The organism is Lacinutrix undariae (genome assembly GCF_052934785.1).
The window spans coordinates 2,328,551-2,352,639 of sequence record NZ_CM128809.1; the positions used below are offsets into that span (position 1 = coordinate 2,328,551).

The window sequence follows — 24,089 nt, forward strand, 5'->3', positions numbered from 1 at the left end:
ATGTAGCCGTTATGCTGTAATAGCTGTAGAATATTGGTGTTCTTGATAATGCTTAGGACTACAATTATATTTTTCTTTAAATATTTTAGAAAAATAACTTCTACTCGTTAAACCTACCGTATATACAATCTCAGAAATATTTAAATCTGTTGTTTTTAAAAGGTGTTCTGCGGTTTCAATTCGAGTATGTTTTATAAAATCAGATACGGTTCGGTTGTGTAATAACTTAAAACCTTCTTGAAGTTTTGCTGGAGACATACCTGCTTTTTTACTTAAATAAGCTAAGGTATATTTTATTTCGGGGTAATTTTTTATAAAATTAGATAACTCGCTAATTGTATCCATTTCAGATCTTGTTAAAGACCCAGAATTACTAATGCTTTTTTTAGTATCTTCTTTGTGTTGTTGAATTTCTAAAGCTAAAATCATCTGTACAATACCATTGGTTAGTAATTGTCTTACAATTCCTTTTTGTTTGATAGCTTCTAATTGTTGAATTTTTTCAGCAATCTTTAAGTTATAAGATCCAATATAAGCGAATATATCTTTATCACCTTTTGGCATAAAAGTTTTTAGAAGTTGCGTTTGTAATAAATCAATAGTTGGGTCTTCTTCTTTATTAGCTTGTGTGTCAAAACTAATATTTGAGAATCTTATTGTTTGTCCTTTTCTAAAAAAGAAACAACTTGTTTTATGAGGATCGCTGGCAAAAATTCCAGTTTGAAACTGATTTAAAGAACGCTGTTTACTGTGCAATCCAAAACCATGGCTCATTTGCCCTTCAGCACAATATAAAAAGTAAATCGGGTTTGTTTTTGGGGTGTTTCTAATAATTACGGTGTCGCATTCAAAAGTGATATTATACTCTAAAAAAGAGATGTTATCATTTACAGATACGCCTTTTATTTCTCCCTTTGCACTATCATTATCTAGTTTTAAAACAAACGCTTTATGTTTTGTATCTAGGTGACCACCTAAATCTTTTTGAAATTGATTAAAAGTGTCTGCTAAATTATTTGTTTTAAGATCTATAAGTTTCATAATGATGTTTTTTAGGGGGATTATTTTTCTTTGAGAACTTTTATGATGAATGCTAAAGTTGCTAATACTAAAAATAGGTGTGCGATAAATGATAAATCATAGATGAAAAAACTAACAGCCCAAATTCCTAATAAAAAGAAAGCTAATACAGTTAATATTTTAGACATACTATAATTTTTTAAAAACTTAGGAAACAAGTACTTGTTTGTTACGTTTATTAGCACTCATTATAGATGTGTTTACGCTTTTGGTTTGTGTGTTTTCTGTAGTTTTTTTAGACCATTTTCTACCTACTCTTGAATTTGTTAGACTTTGAGATGTGTGTTTTTTCATAATTTTTTGCTGTTTTTTAGGTTGTTACAAAGTTCAGAAATACACACACCTTTTCTGTTACATAATTTGAGTATTATGTTGTAAAATTATTGGAAATGGGTTATTATGGGGTGAAAACCTTTGTTTTTGGCAGGTTTTAGTATGTTTTTATAACATCTATGGAAAGATATTTTATAGCCTTTTAAGAATGTAAATTGATTTAAGCAGGTAAATACACACAAAAAGTAGCTCCTTTTTGTGGTTCACTTTGTGCTACAATATGGCCTTTATGGTTTACCGCTATTTTTTTGCAAATGGCTAAACCAATTCCTGTTCCAGAATATTCTTCTTTTTGATGCAAACGCGCAAAAAGGCCAAATATTTTTTTAGCATTTTCTTGATCAAAGCCAATACCGTTATCTATTACAGCTATTTTATAGTAGTTTTTTCGCTTCTTATCAAACACTTCAGTGATCTTATTTCTAGATATTTTTTCGCAAGTAATATTAATCTTTGAAGGTGCAGTTGTGCTACGATACTTAATAGCATTTGAAATTAAATTGGTGAATAATTGTTCCATTTGAAATGGAATAACTTTTAAGATTGGTAACGTATCAGCTGTTATTACCACCCCCGATTCTTCTATACGTTCCTCTAAATCATCGAGCACTTTTATTAGGACATCATTTAATGCTGTTTTTACAAAATCTTTTTTTGTACGATTAATTCGGGAGTAGGCAAGTAGGTACTTTATAAGTGTCTGCATTCTGTTTGCCGAACTATCAATTTTATCAAAATACATGCGGCCTTTTTCTGAAAGTCTATCTAATTCACCTTCCGAGAGTCTTGATACAAACATTTGTATTTTTCGCATAGGTTCTTGTAAATCATGACTTGCTACACGATTAAAAGACTCTAGTTCTGCGTTTGATCGTTTTAATTCTAAATTACGTGTTCTAAGTTTTTCTTCTGTTTTTACCCGATTTGTAATGTCTTGTATAACACCTACAGAAGCTGCTTTACCATTTTTTTCAACAGTACGGCCATTAACATAAAGGTGTTTTATATCTCCGTTTTTTGTGATAACGCGGTACGTATGGATACTCGATTTTCCGTGTGCAACGGTATCCATACCTAGTTGATTATAATGTTCTAAATCATCTGGATGTACAAATTCGCGATAGCTATTAAAAGTGACCTCAAATTCATTTGGAGTATACCCTAAAATGCGGTAAAAATTATCTGATATAATTGCTGAACCGGTGTCTAGATACCAAATATAACTTCCAATATCTGCTACGTTTTCTGCATCTTTAAAAATTGAATTCTGAATTTCAAGTTCGCCATTTAATACATTTAGCTTTTCTGCTCTACTTTTTTCAAGCGTAATATCTCTAGAAGTTATGGTAACGCCATCATTTAGTTTTATGGCTGTAGCGTTAAACCACATATTCTTTCCGTTCTTGTGATATTGCGTTTCGTATTCAATTTGACGACTTTCTTCAATACAGGTTACCATTTTTTCAAATACCCCATTCTGAAAAAAAGCAGGATATAATTCTGAAGCTTTTTTGTGTTTTATTTCTGCAAGAATATCACCTGTTGCATCAGTAATAGTGTCGTTTGTAAATAGGGTTTCAAAATCAATTATTTTGCCATGATTATTTCTAATAGATTTAAAATGCATTACAATATTTGAAGTGCTTTTAAAAATATTACTTAAAAAAGCGCGGTTATCTAATAAAGCAAGATTTTGAGTTTCTAGTTGGTTTTTAGTGCTAACTAAGTTTTTGTTTATAGCGTATTCTTCGGTGATATCAATAGCTGTTGCTAAAACACCATCATTTAATTTTACAACATTTGTTTTAAATCTAAAGTGTTGCTCATTAAAGCTGTTGTCTTTTTCAAAAGATTGTAGGTTTCCTGTTTCATAACAGTTCACAAAAGCTTCAAAAACGCCATTTTCAAAGAGAATAGGAATAACTTCGGATAATAATTTGTTTTTTAAATCTGTTGTAGGTGTTTCTAAAATAGATTCAATATTTTCATTTACATAAACCACTTTAAAGTCTATAATAGTATTGTTTCTATCTTTAATAGGAGTGTAATAGCTTACTACATTTTCTGTATTTTTTAAAACACTTTCAAGAAAAGCTGTGGTTTTATTATTTGCTTTTCGCTGTTTATTAATCTGCCAAAAAGAGATGATAAACGTTAATACAGCAGACATACCTAAAAACAAAATTAAGATTGGATTTAGTTGGCGAGATTGCGAAAACTGTGCTTGTCGTTTAGTTAATAATGTGTTTTCGTAGTTTAACATTTCTACTTTAATCACCTCTATTTTACGCGTTAAAAGGGATAGGGTATTTAATGCGTTTTTCTCCTTTTTTGTGTTTGTGTTGAGTTGATATAGTGTGTTGTAAAATGTATCTTGTAGTTTGGAGAGCTCGTTTAAGTTGTTTTGTTGCTCGGTATTATTTTTTATTAAAACACTAAGCTGCTCAAACGTTTTTTTGGTGTTTTCTTTTTGAGTGTTTAGCAAGTGTGGTTCGGCAGGCTTATTTAATAATATGTTTTCAAACACTTTATTAGACATCATTGCGTATTGAGAAAATAGGTTATTAATCTCTGTTTCTACACGCATTCTATGCATTACCATTTCTGCTGTTTTTTCTAAATTTGTAATTTGCTTATAGCTATTACTACCTAAGTAAATAAGCATTGAAATAGATAAAATAAGAAGGACAATAAATATTTTGTATGATTTAACCACGTTTTAATTGGTTTTTTTGTGTTTACGGATGATAGTCTTGCTAATGTAATGAAACTATTTTTTAAAATTTACTATTGATATGTTGGCGAATGGATTGCGTTAAAAAATCTAGCGATTGAGGTCATATAAATATTAACCTATAATTATAAACGTAATAAAAAGTTATCTTTATTTAAAGCTGAGGTATGATATTGCCAATTCATTTTTATGACTTTATCAATAGCTTTTTTTAAGGCCGAATAACTATTTGGTTTACTAATATATACATTAGCACCGTTTACAAAAGTGTTTTCAATATCTTCTTCAGATGATGATGTAGAGTATATGGCAACACATAATTCTTTAAGTTTTTCGTTGTCACGAATTTCTTTTAAGCACTGCATTCCATTTTTAATAGGCATATTTAAATCTAAAAAAACAATTTCTGGTAAAATGGTTTCAGGTAAATTTAAATGGTCCATAAGTGTTTTTCCATCATTAAATAATGAGAGGTTTGTTTTTACGTCAATTTCAGAAATAGCCTCTTCAAATAATAATCGGTCATCCGCATCATCATCGGCTAAAACTACATTCATAATGTTTAAAGGCATAGTTTTATGTTTTTATTATTCAATTTAATCTCGTTTTTTTATGATACGTTGAAACGCAGAAGGTGTTAATCCAGTTGTTTTTTTAAACTGTGATGATAAATGTGCCACACTACTATAATTGAGTTTGTGAGCAATTTCTGTTAAAGTAAAATTTTTATGAATAATAAGGGTTTTGGCTAGGTCAATCTTTTTAAGAATGATAAAATTCTCTATAGATGAATGTGTGATTTCTGAGAATACAGCAGATAAATGTGCGTAAGAATAATTTAACTTATCTGATAAATAATTAGATACATTATATTTACTTGAGATCTCAGAGTCATTTATAAATGCGGTAATAAGGTCTTTTATGCGTTGTACTAATATATTTTGGGGATTGGCTAAAATTTCAATGCCATAGTTGTTAAAAGCCGTTTTTACTTGCGCAATCTCTACTGCTGTAGGTGTTTTATTAAACTCAATTTCCCCTAAATTATTAAGGGTGTAATCTAGTTTTAAGGCATCTAATTGTTCTTGTAAAATAGTTTTACAAATAAAATTATAATCAAATTTGATGTTAATTATCATAAAAAGCAACTAATTACAACGATACTATGTCTTTACAATAAGCACACATTTTGTGTGTAAAAATATTTCGATAAATATAGTATTTTTATGAATAGGAATATATTTTTTTAAAGGGTACTCAAATAAAAAGCATCCTATTAAAAAGCCACTTAAAATATAAAGAAAAGTTGGGTGTTTTATAGGTTGCTTAAAAAAGGAATAAGGTCTGTAGGAGGTGAGTAGTGGGTATTTCTGTTTGTATTAGTTCTCGGTATTTAGCAGATTAGCCTTTTCTGAGATGTTCTTTTGAGGAATCGCTTTAAAAAACTCGGCAGTACTTGTATCGCTTGTAGGACTGTAGTTTGCTAAAACAGTGCCTTTATCTCCCGCTTTTGTTTCAATAATATATAAGATAGACATGTCTGAAGGGTTACTCATGCCTTCAAAACGATGACTAGCTACTACAAAAATATCAATAGGGCTGTATGGCGTTTTTGTTTTAGTATTAATTAATTGTTGATTGGCCATCATATAATTATTAGTATAGCCTTTATCTTGATAGGTTTTTATATACTCTTTCTCACTTTTTAAATTCTTGTTCGTCATTGTTCTGGTATGTTTTTATGTGAATAAAAAAAGGGCTTATTCTATTATAGAAAAAGCCCATTAATGTTATTAATTATCATCTGTCGCGTCATCAATTTCATCTTCTATTTCTTCTGCGCCTTCTTCAATATCATCACCAACATCTTCCATTTTTTCTTCTACTTTTTCAGAGGTTGTTTTTTGATCTCTGCAACTAGTGAATGAAGACATGGAACCGGTGAATAATAAAATGTATGTTAAATATAAAATTGGTTTTTTCATGAGATTATTTTTTTAATAAGTATTGGTTGTGTTATTGACTTTGCATCTCTATTTACAAGGAGGTTTTGTTTATATTTTTTTCTTTCCAGTAAATAAAGAAAGAATAAAGAGCACAATAAAAATAAAGAATAACACTTTAGCGATGCTTGCCGCACCAGCTGCGATGCCTCCAAATCCAAAGATTCCTGCAATTATTGCTAATATTATAAAAGTGACTGTCCAACGTAACATAGTTTTTTGTTTTAAGGGTTATAATTCGGTTGATACTTTATCAACGTCCTTTATACAAAGATGCTTGTTTTTATAGCGTTAGATTGCCGTAATCCATTTGATTATTAGCTCGTTTACATTTTTATTTATAGCTAAATATAGATTTTGAAAAAAAAAAAGGACCCTTTTAGGCTCCTTTTTTATGATATAAACTGAAATTGTATTAACTCAGGTCTTCAAGAAATTTTATGGTATTTAAGTCTGATTTAATACTATTCATTTGTTGGGTTAATAGTTGCGCAGTAATAGGCGGCAGTGCCGTGTCTTTTAAAACCTCTTCATAATCTTTTACGGCTGTTTTTTCTCCTCTAATGGATTCTTCTAGCATAGATTCTGCTGTATTTACAGAAAATAAAGCTTTTGTATCCATCCATGTTCGGTGTGCGCTTCCAGTAAGACTTCCACTTTTTTCTGGGGTTTCACCAAACTGAATAATTTCGTTTTTTAGATGTCGTCCAAAATCATGACGTTCTTTGCTTCGTCTGTTAAAATAAGATTTTAGCATGTTATGATCGGTGTGTTCTGCGGCTTTTTGGTATCCTTTTTCAGCATCATATGTGTGCTCTAAAAGGCTGTTTAATTTGTTGCTTATGGTTTCAGTGTAATTACTCATCGTTTAATTAAATTTTAATTAGTGGACTTTCTTTTGTGATACAGCCCATATAATATCATATTCAAATTTAGTGCGAATTGGATAGCATTTTTAACTCAAATGCTTCTAATTTTAGCACATTCAATAGGTATTTAAAGTATAAAGAAGGGGGACGTTCTTTTTTGAATTTATAGCGCTCAATCATACAATAGTTGTAGCGGGAAATGAGTGCCAGGTGTCTTTAAAATAGTATTTTGGTGTAAGATAATCTCCTATGTTTGGCGGGAGCTTATTTCATAAATTTTCGAAGTAGCATTAATAAGCCATATTTTTTTACGCCATTAAAAATGGTACTTATCCAGTTGGCAGGACTCAAGTCATCTTTTAATTGATGACGTGTTAATTTTAACTCTTCTAATTGAATTTCACGTTGAAGTTGTAATAAGTGAAGCTCTGATTGAATCTCCTTTAAGGAGTTGTAATGTTTTTTTTTCATGAGTCAAAATAAGTTTTAGAGAGTTTTTTTATGACTGCCTTTTCAAGTTTTTTTCTCAAGGCGTAAGCCACGCCTATACCTACAAAAAAGAGTAGGGCAATACAGAGGTAGCCTAAAGCAGTACTTCCTAAGTAGGCGCTTATTGCCGTTGCTCCCGCTATGGCTATAAAAATAAGTCCTAGTGTACTGAGAACTCCATAAATTGCCAATTTATAAACAGAAGTAGAGAGTATTGCTAACTGTTGAAACACCTTTAATTCATAGTATTTCTTTGTTGTTTTTACATACGCTTCTCCTGTTTCTGCGGCTTTTGAGCTGGTGGTATCTAATGCTTCAATGATTCCCATTTATGATTTTTGAAGTTTTTTATTTTTAGCTTTAAGTTCTGATAATTTTTTTTCTAATGTTGTAATCACATCTTCAGTTTTATGACTTACGTCAGAAACAATATGCTCTAATTGATGATCTAAACTTTCTCTTTTTGAAGCTACTGTTGTTGCCGCTTTATCTCTAAGATCTAAAGTTGTTTCTGTAATTTGATCTTTAGCTGATTCTGCTTTTTCTGCAATTTTTTTTCGTGTTTCCGAACCTTTATCTGGCGCAAAAAGAATTCCTAAAGTTGCTCCTATAGCTGTTCCTGCTAATATGCCTAAAACTGTATTTCCGTTATTATTCATGTTGTTCTTGTTTTTAAATTAATATGTTGTTTTCTTGTCTTTTACAAAGGTGGGGTCTATTTGCGTTTTGTATTGACGCAAACGCTTAAAATTTTAACTGAGTTAATGACGCGCCCTTGTTGATAACACTATTTTTTATTACTGTTTGCGCGTTCGGGAGCTTCTAAATCTTGGTGATGTTCTCCTCCTAAGCTATATATTGTATTTTCTTCGTCAGTAATACTTTTTTCAGGTTGCCATTTGCTTTCTGTGCGTCCTGGGACATCTAAATCTTTACCTTGAAAATCGATAGGCTCTTTCCTATCTAATAGTAATCTGTCATCTTTAGAGTCGGCTCTTAGTCCTTTTTCACCTATTGCATTGCGTTCTTTTTCTGTAATATTTGCATTATAAATAGGTGTTTCTGTTGTCTTCTTTTTTGTACTCATTATTGTGTGTTTTTAATTGTTATACTCTTATTTAAAGCTGTTAACTTTAAAATGATTTTTGAGAATGAATAGCATTTAAAAGCTCTGTTTTTGAAACCGACATGCCATAGATTTCTTCTTCAGGATCCATTATTTTGGAGTCGCTAAGGTTTCCTACACATACGGCATCAAAACCAATATCCTCAATCAATGTTTGTGTTATAGCTTTGCTTTTTTGATCTTGTGCCGCAAAAGGAACGGCTATTTTATCTTCAACTTTAAAGGCATAATCTTTTAAATCTTCAGAGCTTATGGTGTTAAAAGCTTTTGCAGTACGTGCGGTGTTAAACTTCATGGCTGTATATTCGGAAGCATTATAATTCGCTTCTCTAACATTTTGAGCCATCGTACCATCTCGTTCAGGGTATGGATTTGTAGCATCTATAATTATACTGTTAGTGTAGGTACCCGCACAAAGTTCGGCAATATTATCTATTGCTTTAAATGGTGTAGCTAATAGATATACATCGGCATTAGCCTCAAAAGCTTCATTAATATTTACTGCTTTTGCTTGATTTCCTGTGGCATTAACAAGAGGCGTTAATTCATTAGGATGTCTTGAGCTAAAAAGTATCTGATGTCCAGCTTTAGCCCAATGTTTTCCTAAATTCCCTCCAATATGTCCGCTACCTATTATTCCTATAGTCATAATTGCTTTTTTTATTCTGAAAAAAATTACAGAATGATTTACTTGTCTTCTCTCTCAAAATTACAATTTGATTACGATGTAAATTAACTGTTTTCCGTTCTTTTTTGATGCAATCCGTTATCTATGCTTGCTGATTTAACTTGTTCCGTATTGTTTTTTATAAATTCGAAGTATAATTAGGAATAAACTGACCAGTAGTGGTCCAAAAATTAATCCTATAAACCCGAATAGCGGCACACCTACTAAAACCCCTATTAAGGTGATTAGGGGATGCACATCATCAAGTCTTTTTAAGATGTATAATCTAAAGATGTTATCGGTAGCTCCAATAGCTAGAAGCGCGTATATTAAAATTCCCCATGCTTGAAAGTTGTCGCCATTAGATAAGGCTAATAAAAATACAGGAACAGTACCTAGCGCACTTCCTATAAAAGGAATCATAGAGCCAATTGTTACAATTGCTGCCCAAAAGAAGGGGTCGGAAACTCCAAAGATTAGAAAACCAATTAGACTCACTATACCTTGTCCTACGGCTACTAAGGGAATACCAAAAGCATTCGCTTTTACATTAGCATTCGTTTCTTTGCTAATAATATGCAGGCTATCATCTTTAATAGGAATGTATTGGTATAATGCTTCTTTTAGTTTTTGTCTGTTAGTAAGCATGAAAAACAAGAGGAAGTACATTATTGTGACCGAAATGATCATATTGAAAGTTCCTCCGGCAAAACTTTGAAGTTTATCAGATAACCAAGAACTCATTGCTCCGGTATCAATTTCTGAAGCTATATTTATATTAAAATAAGACGATATTTTCTCTAATTGTTCTTTTCCTGCATTAATAACTTCTTTTGAATTATCTACAACGTATTCTATTTTACGTCCCATCATAATCCCTAATCCAACTAGAGGTATCATAATACATAAAAATGACGCTACCATTAAAAACAGCGCTGCTAGATTAGGCGGCCATCCTTTTTTTACAAGCTTTTTCATGGGGTTTAGTAGAATTACATAAATAGTAATTGCACCAAGAATACCACCTAGATAAGGGAGGGTTTCTTTGAATATAAGACCTCCCATAAGGATTATGAGAAGCAGTACAAAAAGTTGTCTGATAATTTGTGGACTAATAGATTTCATTGTTACAGGTTTAAAAAAACGGAAGTGTTTTCGTTTTAATAAAAATGCATATTTACAGCAAAGTACATTAGCGATATCCATTAAAAAATTAACGCTTTTAGAAACAACTAAATTTTAAAGCGGTCATTTTTTAGGTAAAATAAAGGAATTGTGTATGGTTGATTAAGCAATAAATCACAGGTAATAAATTCAAGCGGAATTTTCGTGAGTCCGCGAGAAGCCAGCAATAAATTTATGTTTTGTTGGCAGCAGTATTTTATTCAGATTTTGCTTTTCTCTTTTCAATTCTGCGTTTTTTTCTCTCAGCTTTTTTTTTCTTTTTTAAATATTTATGATGCGCAAGAATTGTTTTATTGTCAACGATTCCAGTTATATCAATTTTATAACCAAGAGCTTTTAACTTTTCTTGATACTTTTCCATTTTAATTTTTGTTTGCTCATATTTCATCAACTCCTCCTCAGTTTTTTCTGGATTCTGTTTTTTTATTTTGTTGCAATCAATTTCTTTCCATTCAATTTCCTTTTCATAATAAAAACACTTTTCATAGCATTTTCCTTTTTTTGGATCTGGCGGTAAATCATAATTTTGAGCTTTAACTTGAGACGTGAAAGTCAGTAATATGGTTAGAAGTATTATGTTTTTCATTTGTTTTGCGTTTCGTTCATATATTGTCGCCAACTAGATTATTTAGCGAAGAGCTGTTGATCAGTTTCTAATAGTTTTAGTGTTGTGGTGTATCCTAAGTTGAAAATAGCATCAATTTTAGTCATATCAAACGTCCCGTAATTTAAGATGTCTTCTGGGGAAATTACCATATCACAATGTTGAAATTTCAGCATTGCTTCTGAAGCAATTTTAATTTTATAAGCTCTTTCAACAACGCTATAGGAATGTTTAAGATCTTTAATGCTAATTTTCTTTAAGCTATTTACGTAAACGCCTATAATCCTGTCGCAGTCTTTTTGTAGTGGTTCTACAGGGAAATTATTTATGGTTCCCCCATCAATATAAAATTGTCCGTCAATTTCTGTAGGTGTAAAAACTCCAGGAAACGAGGCTGAAGCGATAATAGGTTTTATGAGTTCGCCTTGGTTGAAAATTTTTAAAGACCCATCAATAACATTTGCTGCGGTTATAAATAATGGTTTTTGTAGCGCTTCAAAATTATCAATAGGAAGGTATGCTTTGAGATCGTTGTAAAATTTATCTGAATTTATAAAACCAGGTTTATTACGCGCGTATCTAGACGTTTGAAATATGGATACATTTTTAAAAAAGTGAAGCATTTCAACCCAGTCAACACCTGCCGCATATAATGCTCCAATTATAGCACCAGAGCTTGTCCCCGAAATATGAGTTGGTGTAATGTTATGTTCTTCTAAAGCTTTTATAACTCCAATATGAGCGGCACCACGCGCACCACCTCCAGAAAGTACTAATCCGATATTCATGTTTACGTTACATTAGTTTACCATACAAATGTAGTAAGTTAGCTATTAAAATAGTGAATTATTATGGGTTGCTTTTTCTTATAAATTGAAATGTAATGAGTCCGCCATCAATTACAGCTTTTGTGAGTTCTCCTTTGTTGTAGTAATAAAGGTTTTCGTTATTTTTTGCATTCACTTTTTTATAGGTATGATTTCCTATGGCTATTATGCTGTTAAAATCTCCGTTTTGTTCAGAATAACATTGACTTACATGTATAGGTTCTTCAAAATAAAGTTGAACGGTAGCATAGTTTATGCTGGTGTTTATTGGGGTTTCGTACTTTCCGTTTTTTATAATTTGGTAGCTGTTGTTTTTGCGAGTGGTGATTGTTTTTGCATTCTGTTTATCATTAACCCTAATGTTAACATTTGCACTTGAGAGTACCCCCTTATTAAAAACCACATTGTATTCATGATTTACATGGATGTTTTTTATAATTCTAGTGTTAATATTCGTACTGCTATTATAGTAGGTTGTAGTGTCTTTAATGGTTTTGGTCGCTGTTAAATCTCCTATAATTTTGTTATTGTGAATAATATGGAAAGTTATTTCTTGGGGAGTTTGTGCGTTACTTGTTAAACTTATAAAAAAGAATATCCCTATTAGGTATCGTATCATAAAAATAAGAATAGTGTTTGGTTATTGCAATTTACAAATTTTAAAGAGAATATTTTATTGTGTTTGCGACTAAGGACTACATACGGACTACATACGGACTACATACGGACTATGTACGGACTATGTACGGGACATCTACGGAGTATCTACGGCGTATCTATGGCTTATGTATGGAATGTTTTTAAAAAAAAAATAAACAGCTTGGTTTAATACTTATTACTAGTTGTATGTGCGTATAGAATATTACTTTTGTATAGTAAAAACACAAAATTATGATTAGACAATTATTCATCATACTTATATGTCTTGCTTTGGGAGAGAGCATTGTTTATTTTACGGGTATAAAAATACCGTCCAGCATTATTGGGATGTTATTATTAATAGCGGGACTGCAGTTTAAGGTTATTAAAATTACTTGGGTACAGGGTATTGCTGATTTTCTTTTAGATCATATGGTATTCTTTTTTATTCCTCCGGGAGTAGCTGTTATGTGTTATTTTGATATTATTTCAAAAGAATTAGTTCCCATATTAGTCTCTATTTTTGTGAGTACGGTTTTAGTATTGATAAGTACAAGTTTTACACACCAGTTATTGCGAAACATAAAATCTAAGACATTTAAAAAAGGAAACAAATGAAATTGATTTCTGAACCTTACGTCTTATTAAGTATTACTGTGGGCGTTTATTGGTTGGCAAAGTCTCTTCAAAATAAAACCAATTTAGTACTCTTAAATCCTATATTAATTACGATAGTTACTGTTATAGCTGTTTTAAAATTAACGGGTATTTCTTATGAAACCTATCATAAAGCAGGGATATATATTGAGTTTTTTTTAAAGCCTTCTATTGTAGCACTTGGGGTGCCGTTATATCTTCAGTTAAGTAAAATTAAGAAGCAGATGATTCCTATTCTTGTTTCGCAATTAGTAGGTTCTGCGGTTGGGATAATTTCAGGAGTTTTGATTGCTAAATGGTTGGGCGCTTCAGATGTGGTGATTCTTTCAATTGCACCAAAATCGGTGACGACTCCCTTGGCGATAGATATTTCAACGGCGGTAGGAGGGATTCCGTCTCTTACGGCATCAATGGTTATTATTGTAGGGATATTTGGATCGATAACAGGGTTTAAAATATTACAAATCTTTAAAGTGAAAAATCCAATTTCTAAAAGTCTTTCTATGGGTACTGCAAGTCATGGGATTGGTACTGCTGAAGCGATGGCGATAAGCGGGCGTTTTGGAGCCTATTCAAGTATGGGACTTATTTTAAATGGTTTATTTACGGCCATTCTTGCACCTATTATTTTGTCTGTTTTAGGATTTATTTAGTTGAGGTGGGGGTGAGAAAGTACATTTAATATTCATTGCAGACGTATTTATTAATAATATATTTTGTAATTGGTTTAAGTGTTTTTCCTGTTTCAGGATGTAAGCCAAGAGCAGAAAAATATTCATACTTTTTATTTTCATTTTTTCCGTACCATATTTTTGTGATTTTCTTTTTAGAGAAAAAACTAGTACTACATGTCGCTGTTACTTTTTTAAAATGTTTAATGCGTTCTTCGTTATAAATTTTAAGTTGGTTGATGTTATATTTTTCAATATTAAATTCGACTTCTTGATAATGATCATTATTCCAAACCATCCATCTCGTCGTGTCTTTTAATGTGTAGCTAATGAAAATGATACTAATTATTAATAAGATAAAGGCTCCTAGAAGTGCTATTTTATTAGATTTTAGAACGTTTTTAGTTATAGGTTTTATTTTTTGTGTTACCACGATGTTGTTAGGTGCAATCTCTATCTTTTTTATGTCTTCATTAAAGTGTTGATAATCTTCATAACCTAAGTATTTACAAAGTCCGTTTATAACATCTCCTTGAGCAATTTTTATATCTTCATTTTCATGAGTCAGTGCGATAGCTTCGTTGTAATAATTTATCAAACTTCTGCTTCCTAGTACAACGCGTATTTCGTTTTCAAAGTAATCAGATATCGTATTTGCTATGTGGCTTTTTGAAGGTTTTTTTATGCCTTTTTTCTCTTCTAATACTTTGGTTTTTTTAAAAGCATCTATAATTAGCTTTTTATGCATGATGTTGATTTTTATGAGTGTATATGCGTTTCTTACAAATTTCCGAAATTTTTCCAAACCATTTCCAATTCATTTCCAATAGTTATGATTTAATATTTTTTCATTTGCATAGAATTGATAACCGCCTTAGGTGTAATGAGGTTTACAGATTTCAATTTCATATAAAAGTTGCCTAGTAATTAGGACTAGTATCGGGAAGTACTCCTTTTTTTTACTACTGCGCTTTAAACTTCCCAAAGAGGAATAATCCTCATTTGATTATAACGGTATTCTCTTATTAGAATGGTTTCGAAAAAATATCGAACAGGAATACTATTGTCCAATTTTAAAGTTTATCAACATGAAAAAAATAACTATTATATTAATTCTTGCATTTTTTTATATCACATTTTTTGCCTGTACTCCAGAAAGGATTGTAGACCCTATGGCACCTCAATCCTGTTGCGGCGAAGGCGGTGAAATACCACCACCAATACCTACAGATACTATTGGTGGTTAATTTATATGTAGAGGGATAGATGTTTAAAAAGCATTTATTCCTCTTTTTTTTATGGATTACGGAAAACCGTAAGGATGTTGTTTTTATAGGGGGTAGATTTGGGGAAATATAGTATAAAATATGTGGTATAAAATAGTTAGAATTTCAGATTGGTTTGGAGAGGCTTATGATCGTTATCGGTTGGTTAAAGATTTTAATAAATCAGCAAAACTAGCTTTTATTAGTGGAGGAGCTTCGACACTTTTAGAGGCTAAAATTACACGTGGTGAAAGTAATTATAGACATGCTTTTTCTAAATGGATGTCAGGAGGTTTTCGTATAAAATCTCTTTCAGGAAAACCATTAGAGCGTCACGAATTAATTGAAATAGCTCGAATTATTTTGGACAATGAGGTTCTTGTAAGGAGTCTGATTTCATTGGGATGGGATACTTTAGAAGTTCATTCTAAAGGTGGAAATATAGGTTTGAAATGGCCTTTAAGAGATTTTGCAAATATTGGAGGACATTTGAATTAATAAATTATGAGCAGTTTGTATATAAAAAAAGTTACAGAGGAAGTTCTTAACGCATCAGTCTCTATTTTGGGGATTGACTACTTTACCCTAGGCATCATAGCTGTTTTAGAGTTATTAATAATTGTAGTGCTACTCTTTTTTATTTTTAAAATAAGTGTGAGAAATAATAAAGATTTAGAGTTTTCTGATATTGACAAGAAAAAACTTAAAAAGGAATCTATAAATTCAGGTGTTAATATGGGAGATTTAATGGATAATATAAATTTATCTAAAAGTTTGTATAAACAATTAAGTAAAACATGTCATCCTGATAGATTTATAGGTACAGATAAAAATGAGAATGCTCAAGAGATATTTCAAGAGATATCAAATCATAAAAGAGATTATAAGAAGCTTCAGGAATTGAAATTAAGAGCAGAAAATGAATTAAATTTAAAATTTAAATAAATGGATGGATCAGAAGGGATTATTTATATTGTTGGTTTTGCACTAAGAATAATTGGAGCTGTTGTATGCTCAGATAAAGCTAAAAAGTTAAAACGTAATAGTACAGCTTGGGGGTTTGGAGGTTTTTTCTTCCCTATTATAGCTATGATTTGGGTACACTGTATAAAGGCTAAAATAAATTGGGATAAAGCGTCTTAGTTTGCTAGTCTTTATGAAAGAGGAATTAATATTTTTTTAAATATTTACTCCTCTTTTTTATGGATTACGGAAAACCGTAAGGATGTTAGTTGAAGACAAGGTAATTTTAGAGTCTTAAATTAACCAATAAATGAAATTCATACAAAATAACCCTTACCGAATTGCAGGTATTTTATCTAACGCTACTGCAAAGGAGTTAGAAAAGCAAAGAGGAAAAATAAAAGCCTACTCAAAGGTTGGGAAAGAAATAAATTCGGATTACGATTTTCAAGTTTTAAATTGTATTACAAGAACTGAAGGTTCAATAAATAAAGCTTTTTCAGACATTCAACAAGCTCAAGATAAAGTAAACTACGCCTTATTTTGGTTTACAGAAGTAAATCCTTTTGATAAAACAGCTATTGAATACTTAAAACAAGGTGATCCACAAAAAGCAATTGAAATTTGGGAAAAAGTAACAAACAATAAAGAAGTTACCTCTAAAAATTTCTCATCCTTTAATAATTTAGGAACCTTTAAATTGATAAGTAATTTTCAAATAGACATTCAAACAGGTATTGAAACAAAAATAAAACTAATTGAATCTGATTATTTCAAAAACTTTATTAAAGCTGTTGCAGACGAAACCTATACTATTGACAGCGAAAAACAAATAGAGAAGTTTATTGATGAATTACTTAGGCAATTCAAAAATCAATATTCAAGCTCAGAAATCTTACAATTATTTAGTAATTGCAACGGTTCAATACAAAAGTATCTTTCTAAAAAGTTTACAGAAGAACCACTTCATAATATTGAAAGTCAAATTGAAAGCACTAAAAAGAAAAGAAACCAAAACAAAGAAGAAGCATATGAGTTTGGATTAAGACTTTTCGTAAATTCTAAAGATGATTTGTCTCTATTAAGATCTTTGTTAGGTACAAACGACTTAAAACACAAAATGATTGCCGACAATTTAGCAAAAGAGATAATGCAATGTGGAATTGATTATTTCGAAGAATGGAAAGAAACGAAAGACCCAAGTGAAGAAGGGTTACAGTTGCTCAAATATGCTAAATCAATTGCGATCGGAAGTCAAACAAAAGACAGAGTTAAAGAAAATACAGAAGGAATTCAAGAATGGGCTAAAACTGCACCGATTAAAGAAGATTTAGCTTTCATTACAAGGAAATTAAAATCATTTCAAAACTCAATGGACACTATATCTAATGCAAAATCATTGATTAGTTCTTGTAAAAGTAAATTACAAAATATTAGAAGTGTTTTAGGTTCAAATGATGAATTTTATTTAAATATTAGTAGTGCCGTTGTGAGCAATGCTCTTGGAATGGTGATAGACGTTGTTAATGAATCCCAAAGTGGACTTGAATATAACAAAGCCAAATTAATACGACTCCCAGATATTGTTTCAGATGCAGTTTCAGCAATTTCATCAATGGGTTCACTTGATATGAATAGTCAAACTCGACATAGATATTCTGAAAACAAATCCACAATAAATGGCATTAATAGCCAACTCGAAAGTGTTAGAAGACAAATTCACTCAACAAGTGGGACATCATCATCATCATCATCATCATCATCATCAAGCAGTAATAGCGGCTGTTACATAGCTACAATGGCTTATGGAGATTATGATCATCCTCAAGTAATAGAATTACGAAGTTTTAGAGATGATTTTTTAAGTAAAACCATCGTTGGAAGATATTTTATAAAATTCTACTACAAATATTCACCCAGTTTAGTTGAAAAGTTAAAAAACAAACAAAGTATTAACCTAATAATCCGAAAAGGTTTAGATCAATTTATTAAAGCAATCAAAAAATAATGAAGAAAATTTTATTCATAGCTCTGTTTTTCGGAGCATCAAACCTTTTTGCTCAACAGCAACAAGATTCTATTTTGGTTAAAGAAATACCAACTATAAAAAACAATGTTTTTAAACAAAGACAAGAAATAAATTCTTTGACTAAAAAACTAAACAATCAAGAGTATATTCTAAATCAGCAAAAAAAGGGTTTGAAAACATTAAACCTCAAATCAGAAAAACAAGAAAATATTATTGACAGTTTAAATCAACTCATTCAAACCAACAGCAAGAATATTGTAACCAATTCAACAGAATTAGGAACAAAAATAAAACAAACAGACGACAACGCTAACTCTAAAATTTCTGAACTAGATAGTAATTTAAGCAAAAACCGTTTGTATTGGATAATTGCAACTTTGGCTACACTTATATTAGGTGGTTTGGTTTATTGGTTACTGGGTAAACGAATTCAATCTAATAAAACAGATGTTGAAACTCAAATTAAAAATACAAAAACAGCTTTAGAAGAAGAAAGTGTGAAATTGGATAATAAATTGGTAGAAGTCTTAACAAAACAATTGGATGTAATTAAAACAGACCAATTATCAGGTAAACAAACAAATGAAAATGACCACTCATTAGTTTTAAAAGTAGCAGATAGGTTAACGGCTATGGAGACCAATCATTATAGAATGGATCCAAAAACCAAAGGATTGAAACAATTGGTACGTGCAGTAAAAAGTATTAAAGAAAATTACTTATCAAGTGGTTATGAAATAGTCGAAATGATTGGACAAGAATATAAAGAAGGACTGAATGTTACCGCCAATTTTATTCCAAGTGAAGATATTGAAACAGGAAAAAGAGTAATTACACGGATAATAAAACCACAAGTTAATTTTAACGAAAAAATGATTCAAGCTGCACAAATTGAAGTAAGTGTAGGAGACTAAAAAATATATTATGAAAAGAACAACAGTTGATTTTGGAATAGATTTGGGTACTACAAATTCTGCCATTTCAAAAATGCAAAATGGAAACCCAGAAAGTATTAGAACAGCCACACTAAAAGACACAATGCCTTCTTGTGTTTATATAAACAGAAGAAAAGCCATTCAAGTTGGTGATGCAGCATTTAACGCATTGAAAAATGAAAAATTAAATGCAATGAAAAATTGGGATAGCAGTAAAGACAATTCTTTTATTGAGTTTAAAAGAACAATGGGTTCTGATGCTTCTTATGAAAGCTCAAATGCGGAACGTTCTTTTTCATCTATTGAATTATCGGCTGAGGTATTAAAAACATTAAAATCTTTTGAAAAAGATGAGAATATCAATTCTGTTATTATAACTGTTCCAGCTGCTTTTAAAAACAATCAAATTGATGCTACAAGAGCTACTGGAAAAGAAGCCGGTTTTGATCAGGTAGGTATTATTACAGAACCAGAAGCAGCTGCTTGGGTTTATGGAATGAATTCAGAAAACAAAGATGGTTTTTGGCTCGTATATGATTTTGGTGGAGGAACATTTGATGCTGCTTTGCTAAAAGTTACAGATGGTATCAGACAAGTAATAGATACAGAGGGGGATAATTTTTTAGGTGGTAAAAACCTAGATGAAGCGATTGTAGATGAAATAATTCTACCTCATTTAAAAGAAAATTTTGTTATTGACGAATTACTTGAAGATAATAATAAGAGAACTATTTTAAGAGCTGCAATGAAATTCTACGCGGAAGAGATAAAAAAACAACTTTCGTTTAATAATGAGACAAGTATATTGACCAATTTAGGGGATATACCAGGAGAAGATGATGAAGGAGAAGAGTTCGAATTAGATTTTACTGTTACAGAAAAGCAATTAGAAAAAGCAATTGGTCCTGTATTCCAAAAATCAATTGACATCAGTAATAAATTATTAGAAAGAAATAATCTAAATGGAGATAAGCTTTCCGCACTAATATTAGTTGGAGGTCCTACTTATTCGCCTATTGTTAGAAGAATGCTAGAGCAACAAATTTGCAAACCAGACACTAGCGTTGACCCTATGACAGTTGTAGCAAAAGGAGCTGCAATTTATGCTTCTACTATCAAAAAAGATGAAACAACGATTGTTGTAGATACCTCAAAAATACAACTTGATATTTCTTACGAAGCTACATCTGTTGAAGAAGAAGAGTTTATAACAGTTAAAATTTTAGAAGATAAAACAGAAGGTAATATTCCAGAAAAAGTATTTGCAGATATTTCTAGAGGTGATGGCGGATGGTCAAGCGGTAAGATAGAAATAAATACCATTGGGGAAGTTTTTACAGTACAACTTGCTAAAGGTAAATCAAACACCTATTCAGTAAGTCTTTACGATAACAAAGGTAATTTACTTGAATGCGAGCCTTCTCATTTTAATATTATACAAGGTGCAAAAGGTGGAAGTGCTGTACTTCCTTATAATATAGGTATAGAAATACAAGATGTATCTTCGGGTAGACTACAGTTTAGAACTGTAACAGGTTTAGATAAATCCAAACAACTTCCTGCATCTGGAAGTTTATCAAAACTTAAAACACCTAGTCAAATAAGACCTGGTATGAATGAAGATTATCTAGAAATTTCAATATATCAAGGAGAACATGATTGTGAAGGTTCTAGAGCAATTCACAATCATCACATCAATACAATTTTAATAACAGGAAGTGATTTACCTTCCTTGCTTCCTGAAAATAGTGAAGTAGATATTGAAATGAAAATTGATATTAATCAAAAAATCACTGGTTTAGCTACTTTTCCACACTTAGCATTTACATATGAATTTGAATGTGAAACAAAAGTTGATTCTGTAAATGATTCAAAGGCAGATTATTTAGAAAAGGAACTAAAAAAGGCTAAAAATGATATTATCAATTTAAAAGCAAAAGGCATAGAGTTACCTGAATTAAATCAGTCTGAAAAGGAAATTGAAGAAATAGAAAATCACTTCAATAAAAATAAAGAAGCGGCAGACACACAGCAACAAACCATTGGAAATTTAAGAAAAACCCTAAAAACTATTGATAAGCTTATTGGAGACAGAGAATGGCCTGAATTAGAAAAAGAATTGAAAACGGCTTTCCATAGTCTCGAAGATGTAAATAGAGAGAAAGGAAATGAACAAACTACTCAACTCGTAGACAAACTTCGTCCAGATATTGAACAAGCTATTCGAGAAAAAGATACGAAAAATGCACCTCAATTAATTGAAGTGATCAATTCATTATCTTTCGAATTAGAAAGATTAGAACATTTAATTGGTTTTGTGTTAATGATAGATAGAGACTTTGATAGCATAAACTGGCGAGATAGAAACGCTGCAAGAACTTCAATTGAAAGCGGTAAAGCTATTATTTACGAATCACCAAGTATTGACCGTATTCAGCCAATAATTAATGACATATTTGATAATGGCGACTTTGGAAGCGGTGGTTCTGATAGAGGAGGTTCAAAAGTGCCAACAGGTAGTGGGACTTTAAGAGGATAATTATGAAAAATAGAATTATATGTACTGTTTTCCTATTTTGTTCAATGTTATTATTTTCTTCCTGCGAAAGTAAAGCAGAAAAAGAACAACGTGAAGCAAAAGAGCTACAACAAAGAATTCAGATAAAAGTTCGAAAGGAAAAAGAAGCTAAAGAAGTTGCTTTTCAAAAAGAACAAAAAAGAATTGAACGTGAAAAAAAAGAAACAGCTAAACGAATAAAAAAAGAAGCCAAGCTTAAAAAGGAACGCGAAGAAAAAGCAATCTATGATAGGTATAAAGATAACTCTTTACGCACAGGCGCTACACCTTATGCTTACTGTTTTGGTTCTAATAATTCTTGTTCTGATTACGGATGCTCTCAAATTAAGGTTACTACACCTACTAATTCTGATGTTTTGGTAACTATTAAAAAAAAAGGAAAAGTATATAGACATGCTTATATAAACGCGAATAGTTCTTATATGTTTGAGTTTCCAAATGGAGCCTATCAAACTTACTTTTATTATGGAAAAGGATGGAATCCTAATAAAATAATGAAAAAAACTGATTGTGGTATTTTAAAAGGTGGCTTTATTACCAATGAGCATTTTGGAAAAGACAACCTAAAAACATTAAATAATAACATTTTAGAATATCAATTGATATTACAACAGAATGGTAATTTTAGTACTAAACCTAGTAATTCAGAGGAAGCTTTTTAAATGAAAAAAACAAAACACATATTATCCAAAGGTCAAAATATTGACAATAAATACAGCGTAACTTTCTTTCTTAAAAAAGGAAGTTACGCTGAAACCTATCGTGTCAAAGATCAAGAAGGGAAAACTAAGCTGTTAAAGTTGTTTAACTATTCTAAATTAGATAGAACACAGTTTGATGGTAATGACGATGTCTTAGAAATTGAAATTTTAAAGCAAATTAAACATCCGAATTTGGTTGCGTATCACGATAGTGGCGAATTGCTTTTAGAAAATCAAAAATATGCTTTTGTAATACTCAATTTCATTAGTGGAGAAACTTTGGCTGATAAAATGAAACGTGAGAAAACATTAAATCAGTACGAAACAAAAGATATAATTTCAGGTGTTTTAAATGGCTTAAACTATTTGCATAACCTAGATAATCCAATAATCCACAATGATATTACGAATTTAAATATCATGACTGATTTATCAGGAAAAGTTGCCATTCCAAAAATCATTGATTTTGGTTATGCAAGATATTTAAGTCAATCTAATAAAAATTTTTTAAAAGAAGGTTTACATTCATTTTATCAAGCGAATGAAAGTTTTAATAAAGTGTTCTCTGTGCAAAGTGATGTGTTTTCGGTTGGAGCTTTATACTATCACTTACTCTTTGGGTTACCACCTTGGTTTGTTGAAATTTCAAAATATAAATCGGATAGTATAAAATTAGAAGACGCTGTTGTAGAAGAACGTAGAAAGCCTTTAAAGTTTGACAAAAATATAGATGAACAAACACAAAATATAATAGCCAAAGCTTTACAACCAAACGCTGAAAATCGTTTTAAAAATGTAAAAGAGTTTATCCAGGCTATTAATGGTGAAATTGAGGTTAAACAACTTTCAACTGTTAATGAAACTGCTAAACCAAAACTAAAAAACCTAAAAAAAGGACAAGGTTTTAAAGCCATTGCAGGAATGCAAAAACTTAAAGAAACTATCCAATTAGATGTTATTAATGCTTTAAATGATAAAGAAAAATATGCGGAATATGGTTTAACAATTCCTAATGGAATGTTGCTTTATGGACCTCCAGGTTGTGGTAAAACATTTTTTGCAGAACGTATGGCCGAGGAAATTGGATTTAATTTTTACCAAATAAAACCTTCTGATATTCAGAGCAAATTTGTAAATCAGTCTCAAGAAAATATTAAAGGCTTATTTGATGAAGCAAGAGAAAAAGCACCAAGTATTATTTTTATTGATGAATTGGATGCTGTTGTTCCAAATCGAGATAATTCAAGCGTAAACCATATGAATACAAGTGCTGTAAATGAGTTTTTGGCACAAATGAATAATTGTGGAGATGATGGTGTTTTTATTATTGGAGCAACAAATAGGCCTAATTCAATTGATCCAGCCATTTTAAGAGCAGGACGTTTAGATAAAATTATTTATTTACCACCACCAGATTTTGAAGCACGTGAATTGATGTTTAAATTGTATCTAGAAAAACGACCAAGAGAGGTTGGTTTAGACTACTCTGCTTTAGCAAAATCAACAGAAAATTACGTTTCAAGTGATATAAAGTTCCTTTGCGATGAGGCGGCAAGAAAAGCACTTCATAAAGAGATTAGAATTTCTAATGCAATTCTAATTGAAACTATAACGAAAAATAGACCTTCAATTTCAATTAAAGAGTTAAACAGTTATACTGCTATAAAAGCTAAAATGGAAGGCGTAAAAGATAGTACTAACCAGCGACCAAGTATTGGTTTTAAAAACAACTAA

The 24,089-nt window shown here is 30.9% G+C and carries 31 protein-coding genes; 11 read left to right on the forward strand and 20 right to left on the reverse strand.

The genetic code is table 11. The features are described 5' to 3' along the window. Positions 1 to 9: 9 nt before the first annotated feature. The 19 genes from ACU4C5_RS10340 to ACU4C5_RS10430 form a co-directional block, all read right to left on the reverse strand. On the reverse strand, positions 10 to 1,041 hold the full coding sequence (locus ACU4C5_RS10340; RefSeq protein ID WP_446844134.1) for a helix-turn-helix domain-containing protein: 1,032 nt from the start codon (positions 1,039 to 1,041) through the stop codon (positions 10 to 12). Between the two features lie 20 nt (positions 1,042 to 1,061). After that, positions 1,062 to 1,208, reverse strand: coding sequence for a DUF5670 family protein (locus ACU4C5_RS10345; protein WP_446844135.1), 147 nt, complete (start codon positions 1,206 to 1,208; stop codon positions 1,062 to 1,064). 19 nt (positions 1,209 to 1,227) lie between these two features. Next, positions 1,228 to 1,374, reverse strand: a complete 147-nt coding sequence (locus ACU4C5_RS10350; RefSeq protein WP_446844136.1) for a hypothetical protein — start codon at positions 1,372 to 1,374, stop codon at positions 1,228 to 1,230. A gap of 199 nt (positions 1,375 to 1,573) precedes the next feature. Beyond that, positions 1,574 to 4,129 carry a PAS domain-containing sensor histidine kinase gene (locus tag ACU4C5_RS10355; protein ID WP_446844137.1) on the reverse strand — a complete coding sequence of 852 codons (2,556 nt, stop codon included), beginning with the start codon at positions 4,127 to 4,129 and terminating at the stop codon, positions 1,574 to 1,576. A gap of 143 nt (positions 4,130 to 4,272) precedes the next feature. Continuing rightward, entirely contained in the window at positions 4,273 to 4,719 is a 447-nt protein-coding gene (locus ACU4C5_RS10360; protein WP_446844138.1) for a response regulator, read from the reverse strand. Between the two features lie 24 nt (positions 4,720 to 4,743). Further along, positions 4,744 to 5,286, reverse strand: a complete 543-nt coding sequence (locus ACU4C5_RS10365) for a helix-turn-helix domain-containing protein (RefSeq protein ID WP_446844139.1) — start codon at positions 5,284 to 5,286, stop codon at positions 4,744 to 4,746. Between the two features lie 240 nt (positions 5,287 to 5,526). Then, positions 5,527 to 5,871, reverse strand: a complete 345-nt coding sequence (locus ACU4C5_RS10370; RefSeq protein ID WP_446844140.1) for a hypothetical protein — start codon at positions 5,869 to 5,871, stop codon at positions 5,527 to 5,529. 69 nt (positions 5,872 to 5,940) lie between these two features. Beyond that, positions 5,941 to 6,132, reverse strand: coding sequence for a hypothetical protein (locus tag ACU4C5_RS10375; protein ID WP_446844141.1), 192 nt, complete (start codon positions 6,130 to 6,132; stop codon positions 5,941 to 5,943). 69 nt (positions 6,133 to 6,201) lie between these two features. After that, positions 6,202 to 6,363, reverse strand: a complete 162-nt coding sequence (locus ACU4C5_RS10380) for a DUF1328 family protein (RefSeq protein ID WP_446844142.1) — start codon at positions 6,361 to 6,363, stop codon at positions 6,202 to 6,204. 202 nt (positions 6,364 to 6,565) lie between these two features. Next, complete coding sequence (locus ACU4C5_RS10385; protein ID WP_446844143.1) at positions 6,566 to 7,015, reverse strand: ferritin-like domain-containing protein; 450 nt, start codon at positions 7,013 to 7,015, stop codon at positions 6,566 to 6,568. 268 nt (positions 7,016 to 7,283) lie between these two features. Beyond that, on the reverse strand, positions 7,284 to 7,490 hold the full coding sequence (locus ACU4C5_RS10390) for a DUF6327 family protein (protein ID WP_446844144.1): 207 nt from the start codon (positions 7,488 to 7,490) through the stop codon (positions 7,284 to 7,286). Further along, a complete protein-coding gene (locus ACU4C5_RS10395; RefSeq protein ID WP_446844145.1) occupies positions 7,487 to 7,837 on the reverse strand; it encodes a hypothetical protein in 351 nt (116 codons plus the stop codon). Before ACU4C5_RS10395 ends, ACU4C5_RS10390 begins: the two co-directional genes overlap by 4 nt. Continuing rightward, positions 7,838 to 8,167 (reverse strand): YtxH domain-containing protein, encoded by a 330-nt coding sequence (locus tag ACU4C5_RS10400; protein WP_446844146.1) that lies wholly within the window; start codon positions 8,165 to 8,167, stop codon positions 7,838 to 7,840. It lies immediately after the preceding gene. Between the two features lie 128 nt (positions 8,168 to 8,295). Further along, positions 8,296 to 8,595, reverse strand: coding sequence for a hypothetical protein (locus ACU4C5_RS10405; protein ID WP_446844147.1), 300 nt, complete (start codon positions 8,593 to 8,595; stop codon positions 8,296 to 8,298). Positions 8,596 to 8,641: 46 nt separating this feature from the next. Next, the gene (locus ACU4C5_RS10410; RefSeq protein WP_446844148.1) at positions 8,642 to 9,283 is read right to left on the reverse strand and encodes an NADPH-dependent F420 reductase; all 642 of its coding nucleotides are present in this window, start codon (positions 9,281 to 9,283) and stop codon (positions 8,642 to 8,644) included. A 135-nt stretch (positions 9,284 to 9,418) separates the two neighbouring features. Beyond that, positions 9,419 to 10,426 (reverse strand): AI-2E family transporter, encoded by a 1,008-nt coding sequence (locus ACU4C5_RS10415; protein ID WP_446844149.1) that lies wholly within the window; start codon positions 10,424 to 10,426, stop codon positions 9,419 to 9,421. Positions 10,427 to 10,682: 256 nt separating this feature from the next. Beyond that, positions 10,683 to 11,072: a hypothetical protein gene (locus ACU4C5_RS10420; protein ID WP_446844150.1), complete on the reverse strand. Its 390-nt coding sequence runs from the start codon at positions 11,070 to 11,072 to the stop codon at positions 10,683 to 10,685. A gap of 38 nt (positions 11,073 to 11,110) precedes the next feature. After that, positions 11,111 to 11,878 carry a patatin-like phospholipase family protein gene (locus ACU4C5_RS10425; RefSeq protein WP_446844151.1) on the reverse strand — a complete coding sequence of 256 codons (768 nt, stop codon included), beginning with the start codon at positions 11,876 to 11,878 and terminating at the stop codon, positions 11,111 to 11,113. A gap of 61 nt (positions 11,879 to 11,939) precedes the next feature. Continuing rightward, positions 11,940 to 12,536 (reverse strand): DUF6134 family protein, encoded by a 597-nt coding sequence (locus tag ACU4C5_RS10430; RefSeq protein ID WP_446844152.1) that lies wholly within the window; start codon positions 12,534 to 12,536, stop codon positions 11,940 to 11,942. Positions 12,537 to 12,808: 272 nt separating this feature from the next. Here ACU4C5_RS10430 and ACU4C5_RS10435 point away from each other — a divergent pair, with 272 nt between their 5' ends. Both ACU4C5_RS10435 and ACU4C5_RS10440 read left to right on the forward strand, forming a co-directional pair. Continuing rightward, entirely contained in the window at positions 12,809 to 13,174 is a 366-nt protein-coding gene (locus ACU4C5_RS10435) for a CidA/LrgA family protein (protein ID WP_446844153.1), read from the forward strand. Further along, positions 13,171 to 13,866, forward strand: coding sequence for an LrgB family protein (locus tag ACU4C5_RS10440; protein WP_446844154.1), 696 nt, complete (start codon positions 13,171 to 13,173; stop codon positions 13,864 to 13,866). The genes ACU4C5_RS10435 and ACU4C5_RS10440 overlap by 4 nt, the downstream gene beginning before the upstream one ends. 25 nt (positions 13,867 to 13,891) lie before the next feature. Here ACU4C5_RS10440 and ACU4C5_RS10445 read toward each other — a convergent pair whose 3' ends face one another. Next, a complete protein-coding gene (locus ACU4C5_RS10445; protein WP_446844155.1) occupies positions 13,892 to 14,632 on the reverse strand; it encodes a hypothetical protein in 741 nt (246 codons plus the stop codon). 340 nt (positions 14,633 to 14,972) lie between these two features. Between ACU4C5_RS10445 and ACU4C5_RS10450 the strand changes: the two genes are divergently transcribed. From ACU4C5_RS10450 to ACU4C5_RS10490, 9 genes are all read left to right on the forward strand, one after another. After that, positions 14,973 to 15,131, forward strand: coding sequence for a hypothetical protein (locus tag ACU4C5_RS10450; protein WP_446844156.1), 159 nt, complete (start codon positions 14,973 to 14,975; stop codon positions 15,129 to 15,131). A gap of 120 nt (positions 15,132 to 15,251) precedes the next feature. Then, positions 15,252 to 15,647: a hypothetical protein gene (locus ACU4C5_RS10455; RefSeq protein WP_446844157.1), complete on the forward strand. Its 396-nt coding sequence runs from the start codon at positions 15,252 to 15,254 to the stop codon at positions 15,645 to 15,647. 6 nt (positions 15,648 to 15,653) lie between these two features. Continuing rightward, positions 15,654 to 16,094 (forward strand): hypothetical protein, encoded by a 441-nt coding sequence (locus tag ACU4C5_RS10460; RefSeq protein ID WP_446844158.1) that lies wholly within the window; start codon positions 15,654 to 15,656, stop codon positions 16,092 to 16,094. Further along, positions 16,095 to 16,292 carry a hypothetical protein gene (locus ACU4C5_RS10465; protein ID WP_446844159.1) on the forward strand — a complete coding sequence of 66 codons (198 nt, stop codon included), beginning with the start codon at positions 16,095 to 16,097 and terminating at the stop codon, positions 16,290 to 16,292. A 130-nt stretch (positions 16,293 to 16,422) separates the two neighbouring features. Next, a complete protein-coding gene (locus ACU4C5_RS10470; protein WP_446844160.1) occupies positions 16,423 to 18,120 on the forward strand; it encodes a CFI-box extended C-terminal domain-containing protein in 1,698 nt (565 codons plus the stop codon). Beyond that, positions 18,120 to 19,055 carry a hypothetical protein gene (locus ACU4C5_RS10475; protein ID WP_446844161.1) on the forward strand — a complete coding sequence of 312 codons (936 nt, stop codon included), beginning with the start codon at positions 18,120 to 18,122 and terminating at the stop codon, positions 19,053 to 19,055. The genes ACU4C5_RS10470 and ACU4C5_RS10475 overlap by 1 nt, the downstream gene beginning before the upstream one ends. 10 nt (positions 19,056 to 19,065) lie before the next feature. Then, positions 19,066 to 21,615, forward strand: coding sequence for an Hsp70 family protein (locus tag ACU4C5_RS10480; RefSeq protein ID WP_446844162.1), 2,550 nt, complete (start codon positions 19,066 to 19,068; stop codon positions 21,613 to 21,615). Positions 21,616 to 21,617: 2 nt separating this feature from the next. Beyond that, complete coding sequence (locus ACU4C5_RS10485; RefSeq protein ID WP_446844163.1) at positions 21,618 to 22,316, forward strand: cell envelope integrity TolA family protein; 699 nt, start codon at positions 21,618 to 21,620, stop codon at positions 22,314 to 22,316. Continuing rightward, complete coding sequence (locus tag ACU4C5_RS10490; protein WP_446844164.1) at positions 22,317 to 24,089, forward strand: AAA family ATPase; 1,773 nt, start codon at positions 22,317 to 22,319, stop codon at positions 24,087 to 24,089. It abuts the gene before it with no gap.

Excerpts from the sequence above, each read along its gene's own strand:
- ACU4C5_RS10345 (WP_446844135.1), bottom strand. The coding sequence starts at position 1,208 with ATGTCTAAAATATTAACTGTATTAGCTTTCTTTTTATTAGGAATTTGG.
- ACU4C5_RS10490 (WP_446844164.1), top strand. The coding sequence starts at position 22,317 with ATGAAAAAAACAAAACACATATTATCCAAAGGTCAAAATATTGACAAT.
- ACU4C5_RS10410 (WP_446844148.1), bottom strand. The coding sequence starts at position 9,283 with ATGACTATAGGAATAATAGGTAGCGGACATATTGGAGGGAATTTAGGA.
- ACU4C5_RS10470 (WP_446844160.1), top strand. The coding sequence starts at position 16,423 with ATGAAATTCATACAAAATAACCCTTACCGAATTGCAGGTATTTTATCT.
- ACU4C5_RS10375 (WP_446844141.1), bottom strand. The coding sequence starts at position 6,132 with ATGAAAAAACCAATTTTATATTTAACATACATTTTATTATTCACCGGT.
- ACU4C5_RS10445 (WP_446844155.1), bottom strand. The coding sequence starts at position 14,632 with ATGCATAAAAAGCTAATTATAGATGCTTTTAAAAAAACCAAAGTATTA.
- ACU4C5_RS10430 (WP_446844152.1), bottom strand. The coding sequence starts at position 12,536 with ATGATACGATACCTAATAGGGATATTCTTTTTTATAAGTTTAACAAGT.
- ACU4C5_RS10420 (WP_446844150.1), bottom strand. The coding sequence starts at position 11,072 with ATGAAAAACATAATACTTCTAACCATATTACTGACTTTCACGTCTCAA.
- ACU4C5_RS10395 (WP_446844145.1), bottom strand. The coding sequence starts at position 7,837 with ATGGGAATCATTGAAGCATTAGATACCACCAGCTCAAAAGCCGCAGAA.
- ACU4C5_RS10465 (WP_446844159.1), top strand. The coding sequence starts at position 16,095 with ATGGATGGATCAGAAGGGATTATTTATATTGTTGGTTTTGCACTAAGA.
- ACU4C5_RS10360 (WP_446844138.1), bottom strand. The coding sequence starts at position 4,719 with ATGCCTTTAAACATTATGAATGTAGTTTTAGCCGATGATGATGCGGAT.
- ACU4C5_RS10460 (WP_446844158.1), top strand. The coding sequence starts at position 15,654 with ATGAGCAGTTTGTATATAAAAAAAGTTACAGAGGAAGTTCTTAACGCA.
- ACU4C5_RS10435 (WP_446844153.1), top strand. The coding sequence starts at position 12,809 with ATGATTAGACAATTATTCATCATACTTATATGTCTTGCTTTGGGAGAG.
- ACU4C5_RS10455 (WP_446844157.1), top strand. The coding sequence starts at position 15,252 with ATGTGGTATAAAATAGTTAGAATTTCAGATTGGTTTGGAGAGGCTTAT.
- ACU4C5_RS10390 (WP_446844144.1), bottom strand. The coding sequence starts at position 7,490 with ATGAAAAAAAAACATTACAACTCCTTAAAGGAGATTCAATCAGAGCTT.
- ACU4C5_RS10350 (WP_446844136.1), bottom strand. The coding sequence starts at position 1,374 with ATGAAAAAACACACATCTCAAAGTCTAACAAATTCAAGAGTAGGTAGA.
- ACU4C5_RS10380 (WP_446844142.1), bottom strand. The coding sequence starts at position 6,363 with ATGTTACGTTGGACAGTCACTTTTATAATATTAGCAATAATTGCAGGA.
- ACU4C5_RS10425 (WP_446844151.1), bottom strand. The coding sequence starts at position 11,878 with ATGAATATCGGATTAGTACTTTCTGGAGGTGGTGCGCGTGGTGCCGCT.
- ACU4C5_RS10340 (WP_446844134.1), bottom strand. The coding sequence starts at position 1,041 with ATGAAACTTATAGATCTTAAAACAAATAATTTAGCAGACACTTTTAAT.
- ACU4C5_RS10405 (WP_446844147.1), bottom strand. The coding sequence starts at position 8,595 with ATGAGTACAAAAAAGAAGACAACAGAAACACCTATTTATAATGCAAAT.
- ACU4C5_RS10475 (WP_446844161.1), top strand. The coding sequence starts at position 18,120 with ATGAAGAAAATTTTATTCATAGCTCTGTTTTTCGGAGCATCAAACCTT.
- ACU4C5_RS10365 (WP_446844139.1), bottom strand. The coding sequence starts at position 5,286 with ATGATAATTAACATCAAATTTGATTATAATTTTATTTGTAAAACTATT.
- ACU4C5_RS10480 (WP_446844162.1), top strand. The coding sequence starts at position 19,066 with ATGAAAAGAACAACAGTTGATTTTGGAATAGATTTGGGTACTACAAAT.
- ACU4C5_RS10385 (WP_446844143.1), bottom strand. The coding sequence starts at position 7,015 with ATGAGTAATTACACTGAAACCATAAGCAACAAATTAAACAGCCTTTTA.
- ACU4C5_RS10370 (WP_446844140.1), bottom strand. The coding sequence starts at position 5,871 with ATGACGAACAAGAATTTAAAAAGTGAGAAAGAGTATATAAAAACCTAT.
- ACU4C5_RS10485 (WP_446844163.1), top strand. The coding sequence starts at position 21,618 with ATGAAAAATAGAATTATATGTACTGTTTTCCTATTTTGTTCAATGTTA.
- ACU4C5_RS10400 (WP_446844146.1), bottom strand. The coding sequence starts at position 8,167 with ATGAATAATAACGGAAATACAGTTTTAGGCATATTAGCAGGAACAGCT.
- ACU4C5_RS10415 (WP_446844149.1), bottom strand. The coding sequence starts at position 10,426 with ATGAAATCTATTAGTCCACAAATTATCAGACAACTTTTTGTACTGCTT.
- ACU4C5_RS10440 (WP_446844154.1), top strand. The coding sequence starts at position 13,171 with ATGAAATTGATTTCTGAACCTTACGTCTTATTAAGTATTACTGTGGGC.
- ACU4C5_RS10450 (WP_446844156.1), top strand. The coding sequence starts at position 14,973 with ATGAAAAAAATAACTATTATATTAATTCTTGCATTTTTTTATATCACA.